Annotated in this window: 22 protein-coding genes, 2 rRNA genes and 1 riboswitch; of the genes, 17 read left to right on the forward strand and 7 right to left on the reverse strand. The window is 42.4% G+C overall.

Features of this window, described 5'->3' with window-relative positions; all coding sequences use genetic code 11:
• Positions 1-12: 12 nt before the first annotated feature.
• From rrf (HUS61_RS07630) to ung, 13 genes are all read left to right on the forward strand, one after another.
• Positions 13-127: ribosomal RNA gene (gene rrf, locus HUS61_RS07630) — 5S ribosomal RNA — on the forward strand.
• A gap of 137 nt (positions 128-264) precedes the next feature.
• A 5S ribosomal RNA gene (gene rrf / locus HUS61_RS07635) occupies positions 265-379 on the forward strand.
• Positions 380-1,198: 819 nt separating this feature from the next.
• Positions 1,199-1,627 (forward strand): FKBP-type peptidyl-prolyl cis-trans isomerase, encoded by a 429-nt coding sequence (locus HUS61_RS07640; RefSeq protein ID WP_054562340.1) that lies wholly within the window; start codon positions 1,199-1,201, stop codon positions 1,625-1,627.
• Positions 1,628-1,711: 84 nt separating this feature from the next.
• Positions 1,712-2,329, forward strand: coding sequence for a histidine phosphatase family protein (locus HUS61_RS07645; protein WP_175082277.1), 618 nt, complete (start codon positions 1,712-1,714; stop codon positions 2,327-2,329).
• A 60-nt stretch (positions 2,330-2,389) separates the two neighbouring features.
• Positions 2,390-2,457: riboswitch (cobalamin riboswitch) on the forward strand.
• 103 nt (positions 2,458-2,560) lie between these two features.
• Complete coding sequence (locus tag HUS61_RS07650) at positions 2,561-3,391, forward strand: ABC transporter ATP-binding protein (protein WP_058586526.1); 831 nt, start codon at positions 2,561-2,563, stop codon at positions 3,389-3,391.
• On the forward strand, positions 3,384-4,373 hold the full coding sequence (locus HUS61_RS07655) for an iron ABC transporter permease (protein ID WP_175080471.1): 990 nt from the start codon (positions 3,384-3,386) through the stop codon (positions 4,371-4,373). Before HUS61_RS07650 ends, HUS61_RS07655 begins: the two co-directional genes overlap by 8 nt.
• A gap of 3 nt (positions 4,374-4,376) precedes the next feature.
• A complete protein-coding gene (gene cobT / locus HUS61_RS07660; RefSeq protein ID WP_175082278.1) occupies positions 4,377-5,438 on the forward strand; it encodes a nicotinate-nucleotide--dimethylbenzimidazole phosphoribosyltransferase in 1,062 nt (353 codons plus the stop codon).
• 1 nt (position 5,439) lies between these two features.
• Entirely contained in the window at positions 5,440-6,246 is an 807-nt protein-coding gene (locus tag HUS61_RS07665) for an adenosylcobinamide-GDP ribazoletransferase (RefSeq protein ID WP_175082279.1), read from the forward strand.
• Positions 6,243-6,770 carry a bifunctional adenosylcobinamide kinase/adenosylcobinamide-phosphate guanylyltransferase gene (gene cobU / locus HUS61_RS07670; protein ID WP_175082280.1) on the forward strand — a complete coding sequence of 176 codons (528 nt, stop codon included), beginning with the start codon at positions 6,243-6,245 and terminating at the stop codon, positions 6,768-6,770. The genes HUS61_RS07665 and cobU overlap by 4 nt, the downstream gene beginning before the upstream one ends.
• On the forward strand, positions 6,770-8,254 hold the full coding sequence (locus tag HUS61_RS07675; RefSeq protein ID WP_175082398.1) for a cobyric acid synthase: 1,485 nt from the start codon (positions 6,770-6,772) through the stop codon (positions 8,252-8,254). Before cobU ends, HUS61_RS07675 begins: the two co-directional genes overlap by 1 nt.
• A gap of 9 nt (positions 8,255-8,263) precedes the next feature.
• A complete protein-coding gene (cobO, locus tag HUS61_RS07680) occupies positions 8,264-8,863 on the forward strand; it encodes a cob(I)yrinic acid a,c-diamide adenosyltransferase (protein WP_063527779.1) in 600 nt (199 codons plus the stop codon).
• Between the two features lies 1 nt (position 8,864).
• The gene (locus HUS61_RS07685; protein ID WP_175082281.1) at positions 8,865-9,722 is read left to right on the forward strand and encodes a cobalamin-binding protein; all 858 of its coding nucleotides are present in this window, start codon (positions 8,865-8,867) and stop codon (positions 9,720-9,722) included.
• On the forward strand, positions 9,719-10,411 hold the full coding sequence (ung, locus tag HUS61_RS07690; RefSeq protein WP_175082282.1) for a uracil-DNA glycosylase: 693 nt from the start codon (positions 9,719-9,721) through the stop codon (positions 10,409-10,411). The genes HUS61_RS07685 and ung overlap by 4 nt, the downstream gene beginning before the upstream one ends.
• Here the strand turns inward: ung and HUS61_RS07695 are convergent, their stop codons facing one another.
• Complete coding sequence (locus HUS61_RS07695; RefSeq protein WP_054562330.1) at positions 10,412-10,600, reverse strand: DUF3545 family protein; 189 nt, start codon at positions 10,598-10,600, stop codon at positions 10,412-10,414.
• Between the two features lie 186 nt (positions 10,601-10,786).
• Entirely contained in the window at positions 10,787-11,737 is a 951-nt protein-coding gene (tal, locus tag HUS61_RS07700) for a transaldolase (RefSeq protein WP_063530158.1), read from the reverse strand.
• 222 nt (positions 11,738-11,959) lie between these two features.
• Here tal and yaaA point away from each other — a divergent pair, with 222 nt between their 5' ends.
• From yaaA to HUS61_RS07720, 4 genes are all read left to right on the forward strand, one after another.
• A complete protein-coding gene (gene yaaA, locus HUS61_RS07705) occupies positions 11,960-12,739 on the forward strand; it encodes a peroxide stress protein YaaA (RefSeq protein WP_175082283.1) in 780 nt (259 codons plus the stop codon).
• Between the two features lie 117 nt (positions 12,740-12,856).
• Positions 12,857-13,792 carry a mechanosensitive ion channel family protein gene (locus tag HUS61_RS07710; RefSeq protein WP_175082284.1) on the forward strand — a complete coding sequence of 312 codons (936 nt, stop codon included), beginning with the start codon at positions 12,857-12,859 and terminating at the stop codon, positions 13,790-13,792.
• A 370-nt stretch (positions 13,793-14,162) separates the two neighbouring features.
• Positions 14,163-14,441, forward strand: coding sequence for a type II toxin-antitoxin system RelE/ParE family toxin (locus HUS61_RS07715; RefSeq protein ID WP_175082285.1), 279 nt, complete (start codon positions 14,163-14,165; stop codon positions 14,439-14,441).
• Positions 14,441-14,734 (forward strand): HigA family addiction module antitoxin, encoded by a 294-nt coding sequence (locus tag HUS61_RS07720; RefSeq protein WP_054554253.1) that lies wholly within the window; start codon positions 14,441-14,443, stop codon positions 14,732-14,734. The genes HUS61_RS07715 and HUS61_RS07720 overlap by 1 nt, the downstream gene beginning before the upstream one ends.
• Positions 14,735-14,972: 238 nt before the next feature.
• Here the strand turns inward: HUS61_RS07720 and serA are convergent, their stop codons facing one another.
• The 5 genes from serA to HUS61_RS07745 form a co-directional block, all read right to left on the reverse strand.
• Positions 14,973-16,202 (reverse strand): phosphoglycerate dehydrogenase, encoded by a 1,230-nt coding sequence (gene serA, locus HUS61_RS07725; protein ID WP_167659130.1) that lies wholly within the window; start codon positions 16,200-16,202, stop codon positions 14,973-14,975.
• A 14-nt stretch (positions 16,203-16,216) separates the two neighbouring features.
• Positions 16,217-16,870, reverse strand: a complete 654-nt coding sequence (rpiA, locus tag HUS61_RS07730) for a ribose-5-phosphate isomerase RpiA (protein WP_054554255.1) — start codon at positions 16,868-16,870, stop codon at positions 16,217-16,219.
• Between the two features lie 54 nt (positions 16,871-16,924).
• Positions 16,925-17,521 (reverse strand): 5-formyltetrahydrofolate cyclo-ligase, encoded by a 597-nt coding sequence (locus tag HUS61_RS07735; RefSeq protein ID WP_175082286.1) that lies wholly within the window; start codon positions 17,519-17,521, stop codon positions 16,925-16,927.
• Between the two features lie 13 nt (positions 17,522-17,534).
• Positions 17,535-18,104: a hypothetical protein gene (locus tag HUS61_RS07740; protein ID WP_175082287.1), complete on the reverse strand. Its 570-nt coding sequence runs from the start codon at positions 18,102-18,104 to the stop codon at positions 17,535-17,537.
• A gap of 118 nt (positions 18,105-18,222) precedes the next feature.
• Positions 18,223-19,740 (reverse strand): S10 family peptidase, encoded by a 1,518-nt coding sequence (locus tag HUS61_RS07745; RefSeq protein ID WP_054562323.1) that lies wholly within the window; start codon positions 19,738-19,740, stop codon positions 18,223-18,225.
• Positions 19,741-19,959: the final 219 nt, after the last annotated feature.

Consider the following 19,959-nt stretch of genomic DNA (forward strand, 5'->3'; position numbering starts at 1 on the left):
AAACCAAATTTGCTTGGTGACAATAGCGTTTTGGACCCACCTGACCCCATGCCGAACTCAGTAGTGAAACGAAACAGCGCCGATGATAGTGTAGCAGCTGCTATGTGAAAGTAGGTCATCGCCAGGCTCCAAATTAAAGTGTTAGGTTTCTCATAGCAGCTGCTATGTGTCTCTCTACCGCTGTGGGCACTTGGTCATATCCAGGCTCCAAATTCAGTCGCAAGACTTTAAATTAAAAATAATAAGAAAATTGAAAAGAATTTTCTTGGTGACAATAGCGTTTTGGACCCACCTGACCCCATGCCGAACTCAGTAGTGAAACGAAACAGCGCCGATGATAGTGTGGCATTTGCCATGTGAAAGTAGGTCATCGCCAGGATCCTATTAAAGAAAGCCCGATTCGAAAGAGTCGGGCTTTTTTGCGTCTGGGAGCTGTCAGCTTTCAGCCGTCAGACGTCAGCTGAAACACAGAGATATCAGAGGTTAGATGTCAGTTGAACTGTGTGGTTGTTTAGTACAGAGACTCCCTCAGCATTCACCCTATTCATTCTCTAGGTAGGTTGGGTAGAGCGTAGCGAAACCCAACATGAGTTAGCGAGTTGCTAGTTTGCAAGGGTAAAGTTGAACTGTGTGGTTGATTAGCACAGAGTCACCCTCTGCAACCCCCGTCGGGCTACTTCTCTGCCGAATAAATTAAACAAACACATTCATGGCTAAAGCCATTCCTAAGTGATGAGAAGGTTAGGCGTTAGATATTAGAGGTTAGTTGATCTACAGGGAATTTAGTAATAGAGACTCCCTCAGCAATATCCCCGTAGTAGGTACTTCAGTGCCGAATCTAGACCATAACAAACACATTCATGGCTGAAGCCATTCCTACAAGCACACTTTGCCTAGAGCCTAGAGCCTAGAGCCTAGAGCCTAGAGCCTAGAGCCTAGAGCCTCCGGCAGAGGGAGACGCAGCACCAAACAACCCCACCGCGTGGCTGATCGCTGACGGCTGAAAGCTGATAGCTCTGTGTTGGGTTTCGCTGCACTCTACCCAACCTACGCCAGATCCTCAAACTTTACTCTTTCTAACTCATATCCTTCCCCTTTATTTCCCCTTCTAACTTGCAACTTTACTCTCGCAAACTTGCTTCCCTTACCTTGTTATGCGATAAAGCGTTTTATATTTGTAATACAATTGAGGTTTGCTGTGTCTCGTAAGAAAACGACCAAGTCAAAAGGCTCTTCAGGTTTAAATCGTAAAAATAGTGAAGCATTTATTGCTAAGTTCTCATCGCATCCAGATACACATCTATGCCCGTCGGGCTTAATGTATAAAGTGATTGATGATGTAGAAGGAGAACGCATATCAGAATTCGATACAGTGGTTATTAACCAACGTATTATGCTTGCTGATGGCAATGTGATTGCCGACAGTTATAAAGCGGGTATGCCTGAGGTGTTCGCTTTAAGCGAAGCTATAGAAGGGTTAAGAGAAGGATTGTTATTAATGAATATCGGCTCTCGCTATGAATTTGTGATCCCTCCAGAGCTTGCTTGGGGTAAAAAAGGTAACGGTGGCAAGATTGGCGCAAATGCAGTGCTACATTTTGACGTTCGTTTAATGCGTTTAGCTTAACTCTCTTCGGATGTGTCCCTTAGCATAAGTCGACAGAGGACTTAAAACGCGTTAACGTTCACTATTGGTTTACTGAGGAACATTATGGACGCATTTACTTCACGAGTTTACTTTCTTCGCCATGGTGAAATCGCTAGGCCCGGAATTCTTTCTGGGCAAATCGATGTCGGTTTATCTGAGCAAGGCCTTGAACAAATGCGCCAAGCTTCTGCCGATCTCATACATTTAAATGCCATATATAGCTCTCCGCTCAAGCGTTGCTCAGTCCACGCTGATTATTTAGCAAATCAACACTCACTGCATGTACACTATTATAACGCGCTAAAAGAGTTTAATTTTGGTGATTGGGATGGCCAAGACTACCAACAGCTTTGGCAGCAAACGAGTAAACCTCATATTGGTGATTTTTGGCAGCATCCTTGGCAAGTAAAAGTGCCCAATGGTGAATCTATGGCAGACTTTTACGCACGAGTGGAGGCATGGTGGCAAACATTTTTACAATCACTATGTGAATCCAAGCATGAACAGTCATTGGTAATAAGTCATGCAGGTGTGATTAAACAAATCCTCGCTATTGTTTGTCAGATGCCAAAACAATCAGCCACGCATTTAAATGTTTTTCACCTTCCTTATGCGGGGCTTATTACACTCGATGTATATATAGATGAACAAGGACAGGCTTGGCCCAAAATTGTTTTTTAGCCATCTAGAGCGATATTCATTGAATTATTTACTTAGCCCGCCATAATACTCATATGCTATGGAATGGAGTGAAATTCTCCAGCTGTTCCCGCAACTGTAATCCATCTAAATAATGGTCAGCCAGATACTTAGCACTAAAAACTAATCATCGAGCGGGTCAACTCACATCATTTTCTGGTACTTACCAGTGCTTTCTTGTGCGTTGTGATTACTCGCCAAGAGAGAATAAGCTTGCAACAAAATAGCCTTAGCGCTGCGCCATTAATATCAGTGTCTGATTTAAGTTGGGGTACTGCGAATAAAACTATACTTAAATCAATTAACCTTGAGTTAAAAGCAGGGCAATTTATCGGTCTACTCGGCCCTAATGGTGCGGGTAAATCAAGCTTGCTGCGTTGCCTTTATCGTTACTTGAAACCTCAGCAAGGGGTTGTGCTGCTAAGCGGTCAAGATATTTGGCAAATCAGTGCTGATGAATATGCAAAGCAGGTTGCAGTGGTTTTACAAGAGTCTCCATCGCAGTTTAATTTGTCTTTGTTCGATGTAGTGAGTTTAGGCTTAACACCTCATAAGCGACTTTTCAGCGGCACGTCTGCCAATGATAAGCAGCGAATATATCAAGCTATAGAGCAGGTTGGTTTGTCTCATCACAGTGAGCAAGCATTTGATTCGCTCTCAGGTGGCGAAAAGCAAAGAGCGCTTATTGCACGCTCAATCGTACAACAACCTAAGTTGCTCATCATGGATGAACCTACCAGTCACCTTGACGTTAAATACCAAATTCAAATAATGGAATTAGCAAAGTCCCTCGATGTGACTGTGCTTGCCTCTTTCCATGATTTAAATCTCGCGGCGAGTTTATGTGATGAATTATTGGTGATTGATGAAGGGCGTTTGGTTTGCCAGGGGCAACCAAAAGCGGTGCTAACAGAGCAGCTGTTGAGTGATGTATTTGGTGTCTGCGCAGCGGTATCTGCTCACCCGCAATCAAGCACTGATAAGTTTATTCCGCACATCACTTATTTTTATGGCTATCAGACACAGGAGCATCAAAATGACTGATGCAATGCGTTTAAGTATCTGTGTTGTCGTAGGGCTTATTAGTTGTTTTTTAGCATTGAGCTTTGGTGCTGCAAATACGCCACTGAGTGATGTTTTTAATGGTTTGTTTAGCCAAGGTAGCGATGAATTTGTGCAGCGTATAATTTGGCAGTTGCGTATGCCAAGAACGGTGCTGGCATTCTTAGCAGGCTCAGGGCTTGCTCTGGCAGGACTAATTTTGCAGACCGTAACCCGAAACCCGCTTGCTGACCCTTACTTGTTTGGTATTTCTTCTGGAGCTTCATTTGGTGTGGTGTGCTTTATTGCCCTAACCGGTGTGAGTTTTGGCTTTAGTATGTCAGTTGCAGCATTTGCCGGAAGCTTACTTTCTATGCTGTTGCTTATTGCTATTGCAGGGCGTCGTCATGTTGGCCAAGTTGAAGCCATGTTACTCGCAGGTGTTGCTCTATCTTTCTTATTTAGTGCTCTGACTAGTCTGCTGCTTTATTTTAGCGATCCACAAGCCATCACCGCCATTTTGTTTTGGACGATGGGCAGTTTTTCTCGTGCCCAGTGGGACACTCTTTGGCTGCCATTTACCGTTATTATTGCCTGCATGACACTGATGGTTGCATTTCGTCGTCAGCTAAATGCAATGCTGCTTGGTGATGAAAGTGCTGCGACTTTGGGGATTCATGTGCAACGCTTTCGGATCATGATGCTGCTGCTAAGTTCATTAATAACAGCGGTGCTTGTTGCTATGTGCGGTGGCGTTGGTTTTGTCGGCCTGATGATCCCACATATTGTGCGCTACTTTTCGCCGCAAGGCAGCAGCCATAACTTAGTTATGACCTCATTGGTCGGAGGTATTTTTATGGTGTGGGTCGATGTGTTATGCCGAACCCTATTGAATAACCAAGAACTACCTGTTGGTGTGATCACAGCCGCTATCGGTAGTGTGTTCTTTTTATTCTTACTTTATTTTCGTAAACAGAGCAGGTAGCTAATGTTTAATATCATGCCTCTTAATCAGCAATTTTCGGCTGTAATTCAACAAAAAATAGACCTTAAAACAAAGCCGCTAGGCGCTTTAGGTCAGCTTGAAAGTTGTGCCAAACAATTAACGCTTATTTTTTCAAAGCAGCTTGATAATGAGCAGGCGCTAGTTGCCTTTAAACCGGTTATTTCAAACCCTTCTCTCGTTGTATTTGCGGGCGATCATGGTGTGGCAAGCCAAGGTGTGTCGATTGCTCCTAGCAGCGTTACATCGCAAATGGTGGCAAACTTTGCAGCAGGAGGCGCAGCGATCAACGTGTTTTGCCGTCAGCTGGGCTGGCAGCTAGAAGTTGTTGACGCCGGAACACTCAGTACTTCACATGATAAAAGTGTGCATAACCAGCGTTTAGGTGACATCACTGCACCACTGAATACTGAAATGGCTATGTCTCTTAATCAGGTTGAAAAAGGGTTTGAATTAGCTAAGCAGCGAGTTCATTCACTCTATGAGCAAGGCTGCAATACCATCGCCTTTGGTGAGATGGGCATTGGCAATACCACAAGTGCTGCGGCATTAATGGCTGCCATTTTGTCTTTACCTGCCAGCCAATGTGTTGGTAAAGGCACAGGTGTGAGCGACGAGGTTATCGCTAAAAAAATTAAAGTTGTTGAGCAAGCCCTTCAATTACACCAAACTCATTTTGACGACCCATTAATGACGCTTGCGGCATTAGGTGGTTTTGAAATTGTTCAGATCACCGGTGCTATTTTAGCTGCTGCCGAGCTTGGCATGGCGGTGATCGTGGATGGCTTTATTTGTACAGCAGCAGCGCTTGTTGCAACTCGGATTAATGCAAACGCTCGCGATTACATGATATTTGCTCATGCCTCTGATGAACAAGGGCACAAAGCAATGCTCAATGCCTTGCATGCAGCACCTTTATTGCAGCTTGATTTACGTTTAGGAGAGGGCACTGGGGCTGCGCTTACCTTACCTTTACTGCAAGCATCTTTGGCGTTTTATAATGACATGGCAAGTTTTGCCGATGCTAATGTTGAGCAAGTTGTCTGATATGAGCGCTGAACAACACACTTCTGATTCTACCCCAAGTCAGCTTCAGCTATTTTTGCTAGCGCTTAGTTTTTTAACGCGTATCCCCGTTAAATTAAACTTTGCAGTATCGAGTCAGGCACTCAATCAGGCCAGCCGCTATTTTGCATTGGTCGGTGTGATATTAGGTGCACTTTTAGCGCTGAGTTTTTTACTGTTAAGTTGGTTATTCCCTGCAGCCATTGCAGTCGCGTTAGTTATGGCGTTTAGCTTGATAATCACAGGGGCACTTCATGAAGATGGCCTTGCTGATGTCTGGGATGGCTTTGGTGGTGGTTGGCACGTTGCAGATAAGCTGAGCATTATGAAAGACAGTCGCTTAGGTACCTATGGTGCTGCGGCGTTAGTGATGGCCTTATTAATTAAGTACCAAACACTCGTTGCACTTAGTGAAGTAACCAGTACTGTGATTATTGCACTTGTTTTAGGGCAAAGCTTGAGCCGGGTTGTTGCAACAAGCTTAATTGCAGATATGGACTATGTAAGTCAGGACGCCACATCTAAAGTAAAACCCATTGCGATGCATTTAAGCACGCAAAGTTATCAAATACTGTTAGCAACTGGCGGTGCGGTATTAGCAATTGCATGGTTGTTTTTTAGCTTCACTCTAGGGCAATTATTAATACTCGTCAGTGTGCTGTTTGTTACTCGTTTACTATTAAAGCGCTGGTTTGAAAAACAGTTATCTGGCTACACCGGCGATTGCTTAGGTTCAGCCCAGCAAGTATCTGAGCTTGTTACTTACCTTTGCTTGGTGAGCTTATTATGAGCCAGCAACATACTTTAATTTTAGGCGGTGCTCGCAGCGGTAAAAGCCGTTTTGCAGAGCAGCAGGCAATAAGTTCAAACAAGCCGCTTATCTACATTGCCACAGCAAATGCGGGTGATGAAGAAATGACAGCCCGAATTAACAGGCATCAAGCAGAGCGCGCTAAGCATTGGCAGCTTGTTGAAGAGCCTTTGTATTTGGCTAAAGCACTACAACAACATAGCCGAGCTGGAAACTGTATTTTAGTGGACTGTTTAACCCTATGGTTGAGTAATTGCTTATGCCAGCAGGGTGAAGCATTTTGGCTTGAGCAAAAAGCGGCCTTACTCGATGTGCTATCGCAATTGCCGGGTGAGGTGATTTTTGTCAGCAATGAAGTGGGTCATGGTATTGTGCCGCTGGGTGAGTTAAGCCGTCAGTTTGTTGATCATTCAGGTTGGTTGCATCAAGCCTTAGCACAGCAAGTTGCACGTGTTGAGTTTGTGATTGCTGGTCTTGCACAAACCTTAAAAAGAGAACAATGATGGAAACAATAATGGTGCAAGGCACGACCTCAGATGCAGGTAAAAGTACTCTTGTAGCAGCACTTTGCCGAATCTTTGCTGAGCGAGGCATAAAGGTTGCGCCCTTTAAGCCACAAAATATGGCGTTAAATAGCGCTGTAACCGCAGATGGTGGCGAGATAGGTCGCGCACAAGCTTTGCAAGCTGTAGCGGCAAAAGTGCCCGCAGAAGTCGATTTTAATCCTATCTTATTAAAACCTAACAGCGATACTGGAGCGCAGGTAATCGTTCATGGCAAAGCGCTGTCGAATATGGAAGCGGGTAGTTATCATGACTACAAAAAAGTGGCGATGGATGCAGTTCTTACTTCGCAGCAGCGCTTAAGTGAGCGTTTTGAATTACTGGTTGTTGAAGGTGCAGGTAGCCCTGCAGAAATTAACCTGCGCGAAAACGATATTGCCAATATGGGTTACGCCGAGGCGGTAGATTGCCCAGTGATCATTATTGCAGATATCGATAAAGGCGGTGTGTTTGCCCATTTAGTCGGAACGTTAGCCTTGTTGTCTGAGTCGGAGCAAGCGCGCGTTAAAGGCTTTGTGATTAATCGTTTTCGGGGCGATATTGCGTTATTGCAAGGTGGCCTTGATTGGTTAGAGCAATACACCAATAAGCCAGTACTTGGGGTATTACCTTATTTACATGACTTAGCACTCGATGCTGAAGATGCCGTTGCTATAACTAATCAGGTCGATAAACCGCAATTACGCATAGCGGTGCTGCTACTTCCTCATATTAGTAATCACACAGACTTTGATGCACTGCGATTACAACCCGAAATCGATTTACAGTATGTACGTCATACTCAGGCTATTCCAAGTGTTGATCTGATTATTATTCCGGGTAGTAAAAATGTACTCGGCGATTTAGCGTTTTTAAAAAATGAAGGCTGGCATAATCAAATAACACGTCACCTGCGTTATGGCGGTAAAGTGCTTGGAGTATGTGGTGGGCTGCAGATGTTAGGCAACTACCTTGCTGATCCACATGCTGTGGAGTCTAATTTAGGCAGCGCAGCAGGGCTAGGGCTTGCTGACTTTGAAACGCAATTAGGGCAACAAAAAGTACTAAGCCAAGTCTCCGGCATTCTTCATTTAAACAATAGCGATAAAGTAATTTCAGGTTATGAAGTTCACGCCGGGATTAGTCAAGGTCCAGCACTTGAAAAGCCATTTTTGAGCTTTAATGATCACCCAAGTGGATTCAAATTAGATGGTTTTATTAGTGATGATAACCAAGTAGCAGGTACTTACTTACATGGCTTGTTCGATACCCCTGAGGGCGTATCTGAGCTAATAACTTGGCTTGCACCAAATAGCCAAATTAAGCCAATTGATATTAACTTAAACCGTGAACAGCAGTTAAGCCGTTTAGCTAGTGTAGTAGCAGATAATCTCGATATTGAACAAATCATCAATATTTATGAGAACTTCAATTTAGAGACATAAGGAACAACAATGAGCGAACAGAATCAAGATAAGCACCAACAACGCCAACAAAAAGTAAAACAAAAAGTCGACGAACGGATTGCTGCTGCACAAAAAGAGCAGGGTATTTTTCAGGTTATAACTGGCAACGGTAAGGGTAAATCGACTTCTGGTTTTGGTACTGTTGCACGTGCGGTAGGTCACGGAATGAAAGCCGCTGTGTGTCAGTTTATTAAAGGCACATGGGAGTGCGGTGAACGCAACCTACTGGAAAAAGCAGGGGTTGAATTTGTTATTATGAACACCGGTTTTACTTGGGAAACACAAAATAAAGAGTCAGATACAGCTGCTGCGCAAGTGACATGGCAAGAAGCAAAAAGAATGCTGAAGGATGAGTCGATTAATCTCGTTATGCTAGATGAAATAACCTATATGATTACCTACGGTTATATTGATTTAGACGAAGTGCTAGAAGCCGTTAGCTCTCGCCCTGCTATGCAATCGGTGATTATTACAGGTCGTGGTGCGCACCGTAAACTGACCGACTTAGCTGATACAGTCAGTGAAGTCAGAAACGTAAAACACGCTTTTGATGCAGGAATAAAAGCGCAAAAAGGGTTCGATTTTTAACATGAGAACCATCAAGTTTGCACTCTTAGGGGTTTTATTTTATTTACCTGCATTGGCTCAGGCTCATGAAATTAAAGAGCCGCAGCGTATCGTTGCCTTAGCACCGCACATCGTTGAAAACCTATTTGCCATTGGAGCAGGAGAGCGCATTGTCGGTACCGTTGACTATGCAGACTTTCCTCAGCAAGCGAATGATATCGAACGAGTAGGCGGCTATTACGGAATTAACATGGAAAAGCTGTTGTCGTTAAAACCAGACCTAGTTCTGGCTTGGAAAACGGGTAACAAAGCCGAAGATCTCGCTTACATTGAAAAATTAGGTATTCCGGTAGCGTACAGCAACCCAAATCAGGTTGATAATGTGGCTGATGAGCTGCGTAAACTAGGCACGCTTACGCACTTGCAAACCAAGGCGAATAAAGTAGCTAAAGAGTTTGAAACTAAACTCAATGCTATTCGTACTGCGCAAGAAGGCAAGCCGAAAGTGTCAGTGTTTTATCAATTATGGCCTGAGCCAATGATGACAGTTGGCGGAAACACTTGGATCAATCAGCTATTAACTATTTGTCATGCGGATAATGTGTTCGCTAATAGTGATACAGACTACCCGCGCATTAGTATTGAAAATGTATTGGTCGCCAATCCAGAGGTAGTGATTATTCCAGATGAAAAATCGAAAAAGCCTCAGCCTAAAATTGATTGGCGACAATGGCCTGAATTGCCAGCGGTGCAACATAACCAGTTTATTAGTGTAAACGCAGACTTATTGCACCGTTTTACAACCCGAATGCTTGATGGTTTGACCGACATGTGTGGTAAAATAGACGTTTCTCGACAGCAAATACAGGCTTCAAAATGATCGATTGGCAAACATTTCTAGATACCGAGCTTGCTAAGCCCTACATGCAAGAAACCTTGCAATATGTGGCCGATAGACGCGCAGCAGGCGTTACCGTTTATCCGAAAGACGAACAGGTATTCTCAGCTTTTGAAGCCACACCTCTGAATGAAGTTAAGGTGGTTATTTTAGGGCAAGATCCTTACCACGGAGAAGGCCAAGCCCATGGTTTGTGTTTTTCGGTATTGCCTGAAGTTAAAAAGCTGCCGCCGTCTTTGAAAAACATGTACAAAGAATTGGCAACAGATATCGAAGGTTTTGAGATACCTCATCATGGCTATTTGCAAAGCTGGGCCGAACAAGGCGTGTTCTTACTCAACACAGTATTAACGGTTGAGCAAGGGCAAGCTCATTCTCATAAGCACCTTGGTTGGGAGCAATTTACCGATGCAGTAATTGCGCTTATTAATCAGCACTGTGACGGTGTGGTGTTTGTGTTATGGGGCGCGCATGCTCAGAAAAAAGGTAAACACATTGATACCTCGCGTCATCATGTGATCCAAGGCCCGCATCCATCACCGCTTTCTGCACATCGTGGCTTTTTTGGTTGTCAGCATTTTTCAAAGACAAACCAGCTACTTACTGATCAAAATAAAGCGCCAGTAAATTGGTCGTTGCCACAAATGCAAAAGGCCCTTGCGGGCCTTTAATTAAAAGTCTAATTCATCAAGCTCAATGCTGTCTGTGAAATAGTCTAACTCCTGTAGTTCTTTGCGAAGTCTATGCTTGTCTTTCAAAGCTTCGATTTCGCGCCATTTTCTCTTTTTATTTTTTGTAGAGGTCTTTTTTGTTTTACTAGGACCTTCTAATATTTCTAAAATATCGTCTAGGCTATCCATGAACTTCTCCTATTGATTTTTTGAACCTCGGAAATACCTATACCACAGGCTGCTCAAAAATAGAATAAAAAAGTGACAATACTGTTACAGAAGTGTGATTGATAGATGAATAGATCAAAGGTTTAGTTATTTTAGAAACAAAAACGCCACCTAGCGGTGGCGTTTCAAAAAATGCTGTAATTTGAATTACATTGCTTTAAAGCGTGCTTCTAATTCAAGCTGTGCTTGTGCAAAAGAACGAATACCCTCAGCAAGTTTTTCTGTCGCCATAGCATCTTGGTTATGTAACCAACGGAACTGGCTTTCAGTTAGTGGTGCTGGTTTTTCTTCAACAGTAAAGTTGCTCTCTAGTAGGTACTCTTGTGCATCCGTTAATTGGCCTAACTCTTCTAAAAGACCAGGGCTAATCGTTAACTTATCACAGCCAGTCAGTGCGATGATCTCGCCTGTGTTACGGAAGCTTGCGCCCATAACAACTGTTTTGTAGTCGTGGCGTTTGTAGAATTCGTAAATGCTACGTACAGATTGCACACCAGGATCGTTTAGCGGATCAGTTGGTTTTTCCATACCGTTAGCAACGTGCCAGTCTAAGATACGGCCAACGAATGGTGAAATTAAAAATACATTTGCATCGGCACAAGCGCGTGCTTGTGCTTCAGAGAATAACAGCGTTAAGTTACACTTAGTGCCTTCTTTTTCAAGCTGCTCAGCGGCTTTGATACCTTCCCAGGTTGATGCAACTTTGATTAAGATTTTATCTTTGCTAACGCCTTCTTTTTCGTAAAGACTCAGTAAAGTGTGGGCTTTGTCGATAGTCGCTTGGGTATCAAATGATAAACGTGCGTCTACCTCTGTAGAGATATAGCCCGGTACTATTTCGCTAATTTCTTTACCAATTAATACAGCAAAGTAATCACATGCTAACTCAAGTTGTTTAGCTGCATCTTGCTCGGTTTCTTTGGCATATTGCCACGCTTTATCTAAATAAGGCTTATACGCTTCAATTTCACTGGCTTTTAAAAGTAGAGACGGGTTTGTTGTTGCATCTTCTGGTTGGTGCTTTTTGATAGCTTCGATATCACCTGTATCTGCAACAATAGATGAATGCTGTTTAAGCCTTTGTAGTGCTGAAGTCATTTGCTTTCCTCATTCCAAGCAAGTTAAAAGAAAATCCATTATAGCGGCCTTTATGCTGCAACACTATGACAGTGTTTAATAGGTCAAATGTCCTTAATACAGAAAACTAGAACATTATGTATGAAAAGAACAGCGGATAAAGGCAGGACGAAACAAAACGTGCATTTTGATTCAATTAATGTTGAAATTGACATCAAATAAATTACAAGTCAATAGCTAAGTATGATCACTGTTATTTCACCTGCAAAAAATTTAGATTACGAAACACCAGCCACGACCGATAAATTCACTCAACCTGAATTACTCGAGCACAGCGAAGAGTTAATGTCAGTTTGCCGTGATTTAACACCAGCGCAAATTGGTAGCCTAATGAAAATCAGCGATAAACTAGCTGGTTTGAATGCGGCACGCTTCTCCGAGTGGTCACAGCCATTTACCCAAGACAACGCAAAACAAGCCGTGCTAGCCTTTAATGGTGATGTATACGGTGGCTTAGATGCGCAAACGTTAAGCGATGCTGATCTTGATTACGCACAGTCGCACTTACGTATTTTGTCTGGCCTTTATGGTGTGCTTAAACCATTAGACTTAATGCAAGCTTACCGCCTTGAAATGGGCACTAAGTTAGAAAACCCACGTGGTAAAAACTTATATGAGTTTTGGGGCAGTGTTATCGCCGAGAAGCTTAATACAGTGCTTGCTGAGCAAGATAGCAAATACTTGGTAAACCTTGCTTCGAATGAGTATTTTAAAGCGGTTGATAAAAAAGCATTAAATGCACAAATCGTCACTCCACATTTTAAAGACTGTAAAAACGGCCAATATAAAGTGATCAGCTTTTATGCGAAAAAAGCCCGCGGCATGATGGCACGTTACATCATTGAAAATAAAATCACTCAATTAAGTGAATTAAAAGATTTCACCGTTGCAGGTTATTACTTTAGTAGCGATGCAACAGCAAAAGAATTAGAGCCTGTTTTCTTACGAGAAGAGCAGAACTAAATTTTTAGTAAAATGATTTAGAACAGCCGTGCGAAGCACGGCTTTTTTGTGCTTGTATGAAACTGGCGCTTATTTTGCAAAACACCTGTTATGTTTCTTAATGTATCAGGTAGTCGCATGTTAAAAATACCAACCGTCGGTGAGGCCGAAAAACTTATAGAAGAAAAGCTCGGTGGCTGGGTTGATATCATCATAAGCCATATTCCAAACTTCATTGTCGCAGTGATCATCACCATTGTATTTTCATTGCTGGCGCGTATCGTTGGGTCAATGCTTAGAAAGCTATTACGCCGCTCGTTAGAGTCTTCGCAAATCGCAGACTTAATGTCATCGATAGTGAAAGTCATCGTGTTATGCGTTGGCTTATTTGTAGCCCTTGATTTCTTGGGGCTCAGAGGCACTGTCACCTCATTACTTGCTGGTGCGGGTATCGTCGGTCTTGCAATTGGTTTTGCCTTTCAGGACATGACAGAGAACCTTATAGCGGGTATTGCTATGGGTATTCGCAAACCATTTAAAACAGGTGATGTGATTCGCACCGAAAGCGTGTTTGGTACTGTACGGGCGATTAACCTTAGAAATACCCTCATTGAGAACTTTTATGGGCAACTTATATTAGTGCCTAACAAGATTCTATTTAGAAATATACTCAGTAACTACAGTACATTAGGTGTGCGTCGTATCGAAGTGCCAGTGGGGATTTCGTATGCTGACGATCCAGAGCAAGCCGCTGAGGTGATTGTTAAAAAAATCAATGAGTTTGATTTTGTGATTAAACAAGAAGAAACCGCAGTTTACGCCGAAAGCTTTGGTGATAGCAGCGTTAACTTACTAGTTTGGTTTTGGATTAAATACCCCGGCGAAGCGGATTTCATGACCGTTCGTCACAAGGCTGTTGTGGCAGTTAGAAACGCCCTAAGCGAAGCTAATATGACCATCCCATTCCCAATCCGCACGCTAGATTTTGGCATCAAAGGCGGCGAGAAATTAAATGCCATGATAAGCGAAAAACAGCAAGATAAAGGCGCTGAGGCACCGCAAGCCGATGAGTAAAATTTACTGACTCATCGGCGTGATTTACACAGGGAAGTGTGTTTGAGGTGGGGGAGAGTTTATTTTTGACTAGACAGAGTGAATCGTTTTTGACTCTAAAACCTTTTTGTCCAAATACAAGCTTGCTCTCACTTTTACTGTTTATTAGAAATGATAGGTGTTTTATTTGTGAGAAATAAACCCTCGCGCGAAATAAATTTCACGCCTACGGTGAGCCATTTTTGACTTAGAGCTTAAAATTTCCGATTTTAAGCTGGGGTCCCGTGTTGGTTTTTGCTCCGCTTCAAATTTTAGTCTACGGTTATTCCCCCTAAGTGTGGGGATTATAATTAAAGTAGACACCTGTTGCGCAGCACGCTACACTTTGGCAATGATCAAGACATTCAAACATAAAGGCTTGAAAAAATTCTTCGAGACTGGAAACAAAGCAGGGATTCAAGCTAAACACGAGCGCCGTTTGAGAATGCAACTAGCCGCTATAGATACCGCTTCGATTATTGAAGATATCGACTTACCTGGATTTAAGTTGCATCCATTAAAAGGCAATCGTGATGGTGTTTGGTCAATAACTGTAAATGGTAATTGGCGAGTAACATTTGAATTCAAAGATGGTAACGCCTACATATTAAACTACGAGGATTATCACTAATGACTATGCATAATCCACCGCATCCGGGTGAATTTATTTCCGATGTATATATGGAGCCGTTCGGTTACAGCTGTAGATTTGTCGCGAAACAATTGGATGTCTCACCTTCAACTCTTAACAGAGTCCTTAAGGGGCAGAGCTCTATTACTCCTGAAATGGCATTAAGATTATCTAAGGCTTTGGGTAGAAGCCCTGAAAGTTGGCTATCGATGCAAGATAATTACAATCTTTGGCAAGCTAAACAAAATGTTAACCTAACCAAGGTACACCCTATTAGTTTTGCAGTAGCGTAATGAGAATAATCACAAGCTTGCTGCTACTTTGGCTGTTCACCTGAAATTTCTTGTGTGTTATTTATAAGAAATAAGCCATCGCGCGAAATAAATTTCACGACTACGGTGAGTTATTTTGACTTAGAGTTTAAAATTTCCGGCTTATACTCAAACCAACCTACCTTAAAGTTTTTGTCCTACAAAAAAAGCGCAAGCAGTTTAACTGGTTGCGCTTTTTATCTATTCGATATGCCAACGATTAGTGAAGGATACGTGCTCTGATCGTCCCTTCAACAGCACTTAGCTCTTTAAGAGCGACTTCTGATTGGTCTGTATCTACATCAATTACTACGTAACCAATCGCTTCGTCAGTTTGTAAGTACTGGGCTGCGATATTAATGCCGTGCTGTGCAAACGCTTGGTTAATTTGCGTTAGAACACCTGGGCGGTTGTGGTGTACGTGTAATAAACGGCTGCGGTTTGCAAGCTCAGGCAGTGATACTTCAGGGAAGTTAACCGCCGTAATGGTTGAGCCATTATCTGAGTACTTAGCAAGTTTGCCTGCTACTTCAATACCGATATTTTCTTGTGCTTCTTGAGTTGAACCACCAATATGCGGAGTCAGAATCACGTTATCGAACTCGCGAAGCGGTGATACGAACTCTTCATCATTTGATTTTGGTTCTACAGGGAACACGTCGATTGCAGCGCCGCTCAGCTTTTTATCACGCAGTGATTCTGCTAATGCATCGATATCAACAACAGTGCCGCGAGAAGCATTGATCAAGATCGCGCCTTGCTTCATTACTTCAAGCTCAGCCATACCTATTAGGTTTTTCGTTTGCGGTGTTTCTGGTACGTGTAAGCTAATAACGTCAGCACGTTGTAGTAACTGAGTTAGGTTATGAACTTGTGTTGCATTACCCAGCGTTAGCTTGTCTTCGATATCGTAAAACTCAACGTTCATACCGATATTTTCAGCCATGATACCTAGCTGTGTACCAATGTGGCCGTAACCAATAATACCTAACGTTTTACCACGTGCTTCAAATGAACCGTTGGCTGATTTTAACCAACCACCACGATGTGCTAGGGCATTACGCTCCGGAATACCACGAAGTAATAATAAGATTTCACCAAGTACTAATTCTGCTACAGAGCGGGTATTTGAGAATGGTGCGTTAAATACTGCAATACCACGTTCGCGAGCACCTTGCAGGTCGACTTGGTTAGTACCGATACAGAAGCAGCCGATTGCGACTAGCTTTTCAGCTGCTTCTAATACCGCTTCATTAATATGAGTGCGAGAACGAAGGCCTACAAAGTGCACATCTTTAATGCGCTCAATGAGCTCGTCTTCAGGTAAGGATGTTTTTACGTAATCAATATTACTGTAGCCATTACGCTTAAGCGTTTCTACAGCACTTTGGTGCACGCCTTCCAGCAAGAGAATTTTAATTTTGTCTTTTGCTAACGATACCTTACTCATATCCTCATTCCTATTTACTTTATTTGCGGCCCGTTTTTGGTGCCGATAATGACTTTATCTGCGCCGCGATGGGCAAATAAGCCGTTTGTTACTACACCAACAATCTGGTTGATTGTTAGTTCTAATTCTTTGGCGTTGCTGATATCTAAATTGTGCACGTCTAAAATGACGTTACCGTTATCTGTTACAACACCCTCACGGTAAACAGGGTCACCGCCTAGTTTTACTAGTTCACGCGCTACATAGCTGCGTGCCATTGGGATCACTTCAACCGGCAGTGGAAATGCGCCTAATGTTGTAACTTCTTTAGATTCATCAACAATACAAACAAATTGTTTTGCTACCGCTGAAACGATTTTCTCGCGTGTCAGCGCTGCACCACCGCCTTTGATCATCTCATTGTGTGGGTTGATTTCGTCTGCGCCATCAACATACACATCAAGGCTTGATACATCGTTTAGTTCGAATACTTCAATACCCAGTGCTTTTAACTTTTCAGTTGAAGCCTCAGAGCTTGAAACCGCACCAGTAATGGTGTCTTTTACTGTATCAAGTGCATCAATAAAGTGATTCACTGTAGAGCCTGTACCTACACCAACGATGGTATTTTCATTTACAAACTCTAGGGCTGCCCAGGCAGCGGCTTTTTTTAATTCATCTTGCGTCATAATTATGTGCTCAGTTAGCTGTCAGAGAGGGCCTATAGTATACAAACAGTTTGCTTACCATTGGTAGATTTTCTCTGGGGTTATAATGTGTTTTAACGGTACATCCCACGATTCAATTGGCAATGCTGAAACATGCTGACATTGATGGGCAAGGCCTATCAAAATCGGTTTTTGCCAGTTTTCTTGGTAATACCGAGCCAATGTTTTGTCATAAAACCCACCGCCCATTCCTAAACGGTTACCTTGATCATCAAATGCCACTAATGGCATAAGTAAAATATCAAGCTTATCTAAAGGACATATTTGACTGCAATTTAACTTGGGCTCCAAGATACCATAGCGGTTTGCAGTCATGGGTGAATTTTCTTCATACCTCTGAAAGTATAAAGTTGTGCCATTGAAGGGGTGGATGATAGGCAGATATAAATGCTGCTCTTTCATCCATAATTCTTTAATTAACAACGAAGTGTCTAATTCGCCATCATTGCTGAAATAAATGCCAATATGGGCGTTTTTAGGTGTTTTTAGCGATTTTAAGTGTTGAGTAAAATTCACTTTTAGCGCAATTGCTGCATTTTTTTGTTGTTCAACAGTCAGTGAATTGCGTTTTTTTCGAATAGATTGTCTGATTTCTGCTCGTGTGTTGCTCATGTCAATATTAGTGTTAACTTTCTAAAAAGGAGAAAAGTTCAGGAAAAAGCTCCACTACACCCAAAATGATCAATAACACAATGACCATTGCAATAAGCGAATAGAGTAGGGTGTTTGAGCGTTTTTTAACAGGCTCTGTTAATTCGTCTTCAAGTAGCAAGTCATCTTCTTGCCAGCTATCGTCGCTATCAGCAACGCTGTTATTTTCAAGCTCAGGTAAACGCTGCTCTAAGTCATCCAGTTTTTCTTCTAGGCGAATAAGACTACTAGTGATGTAATCGAGGGCATCAAAAATACGTTCTTCACGCTCTTTAGTCTGTGCGGCTGTATTGCTTGATTGGCTGCTGCTGGTGGCTGCTTGGTTAATCGGTTGGAGCTTGGCTTTAATGCCAACACTGGCGAGTAACTTTGCTTGTTTTAGTGCTTTATCTTGCTCGCTTGGTGCAAATAATGGCTTATGCTCAAACAGGGTCGCAACTTTATCGGTTGTTGTTTTTAGTTTTGCAGCGAGTTGCTCTGTTGCTTGTGCTTGGTCGACACCGGCTTCAAGCCCTGCAAACATAACGCGAAATTTTTCTGCCATTTGCTGATTATCCAAATCCTTAAATCAATGACTTGAGTATATACCCAAAAAGATTAGTGGAAAAACAAAAGCCCGTATAAAACGGGCTTTTTCTGTTATGGTTTTGCAAATACGCTGTTTAGTATTTTGCAGCTTTACCTTCGGCTGGTAGTGATTTAAGGATAAAATCACGTAAGTCATTATTTGATGACTCAAGATCAGCATGACGTAAATACATCATGTGACCACTGCGATAGCCTTTAAAGCTTAAGCGATCTTTCATTTTGCCACTTGGATCTAACTGCCACATTGTGTATTTAGCATCAAAGTAGTTTGTTGCACCATCGTAGTAGCCAGATTGAATCATCACGTTTAAGTATGGGTTTTGTGCCATTGCTAAACGTAAGTTTTCACCTGTGTTGTTGCCTGAGCGATCCCAAGGGTGAACATTACCAAATAGGTTATATTTGATATCGGTTTTGTAGTTAAGCTCTTCACGTAGGTAATAGTTAATCGCTGGCGTGAATGAGTGTAACCATGAAGTAAGCTCAGCCCAGTAATCAGGTGACTCACCTGCATCACGTTTGTCGATACCTAGATAACGAGAATCTAAACGGCCCACAGTTTGGCCGCGCTCGCGTAATAGCTCTTTCCAGAAGAAGTTATTTGGAATATCAAGGTTATTTTGCTCAACAAACTTTTCAGATAATCCTGCGTATTTTGCTGCTTGCTTGATGATGGCACGTTTTTCATCAGCAGGTAAAAAACCACCTTTAGCAATTGCAGGTAAGAACTTATTAACGGTGAACTGTTCAACTTCAGGTAATAACTCGTCTAAGTCTTTTGCTTGTAAGTCTGCGCTAAGGGCTTTGTGGTACCAAGCGGTTGCTGCAAAGTAAGGTAGGCGATTAGCAGCTTCTACCGGGCCTTCACGTTTAATACCAATTTCAGTTGGTGATACTAAAATAACGCCGTTGATATACATCCATTGGCGATTTTGTAATTCGTGAGCAAGACCAGAAACACGAGTCGTACCATAGCTCTCACCAATTAAGAACTTAGGTGAACGCCAGCGCTCGTTGCGAGAAACAAAGGTATTTAACCATTCAGCTAAGTATTTTATGTCAGCGTTAACACCAAAGAACATTTTTTGTTGGTCTGACTTACTTGGCAACTCACCTTTTTCGTTTTCAAGAACGCGCGAGTAACCGGTGTTAACTGGGTTGATATAAACAATATCAGCCACGTCTAAAATTGAGTAAGGGTTATCTTTTACGCCATAAGGTTGAACAGGGTAACCTTCGTCATCAATTTTTAATACACGTGGTCCAGTATAGGCAAGGTGCATCCATACTGACGCAGAACCTGGGCCACCATTAAACGAAAAGACTAAAGGGCGTTTTGTTCTATCGTCTACTTTATCGCGGGTATAATAAGTATATTGCAGCGTTGCAACGGCATCGCCTTGTTCATTCCAAACTGGTTGCGTGCCTGTGGTTGCGGTATATGAAAAGCGCTCACCATTAATGCGGGCTTTGTGCTCTGTTACCACTTTGCTGTCAACGTCGATGCGACGTCCGTTATCAGCAAAGCTTGGAGTACTGAAGGTCAGTGTTAGTGCTGTCACTGACAAGCCAATAAAACTAACTAGTTTCATGTTGATTCCTTATTATTCGAATTGCAGCTATTAAAAAGTAAAGCAAACTCGATGACAAACTAATGAGACTAGTGACCAATATTAGCTGTTAAACAGAAAAATAACCGAAAATGCTGAGCTGGTTACAAAAAAGTGCATTTTTTTAGCAAAGATATTTTGCTTAATTATTTAGCTAGATTAAAAAATGGCGTATATTTAGCGTGTTTATAATCTGTGTAC

Origin of the sequence: Pseudoalteromonas sp. 0802 (genome assembly GCF_013350085.1) — a bacterium.
GTDB lineage: Bacteria > Pseudomonadota > Gammaproteobacteria > Enterobacterales > Alteromonadaceae > Pseudoalteromonas.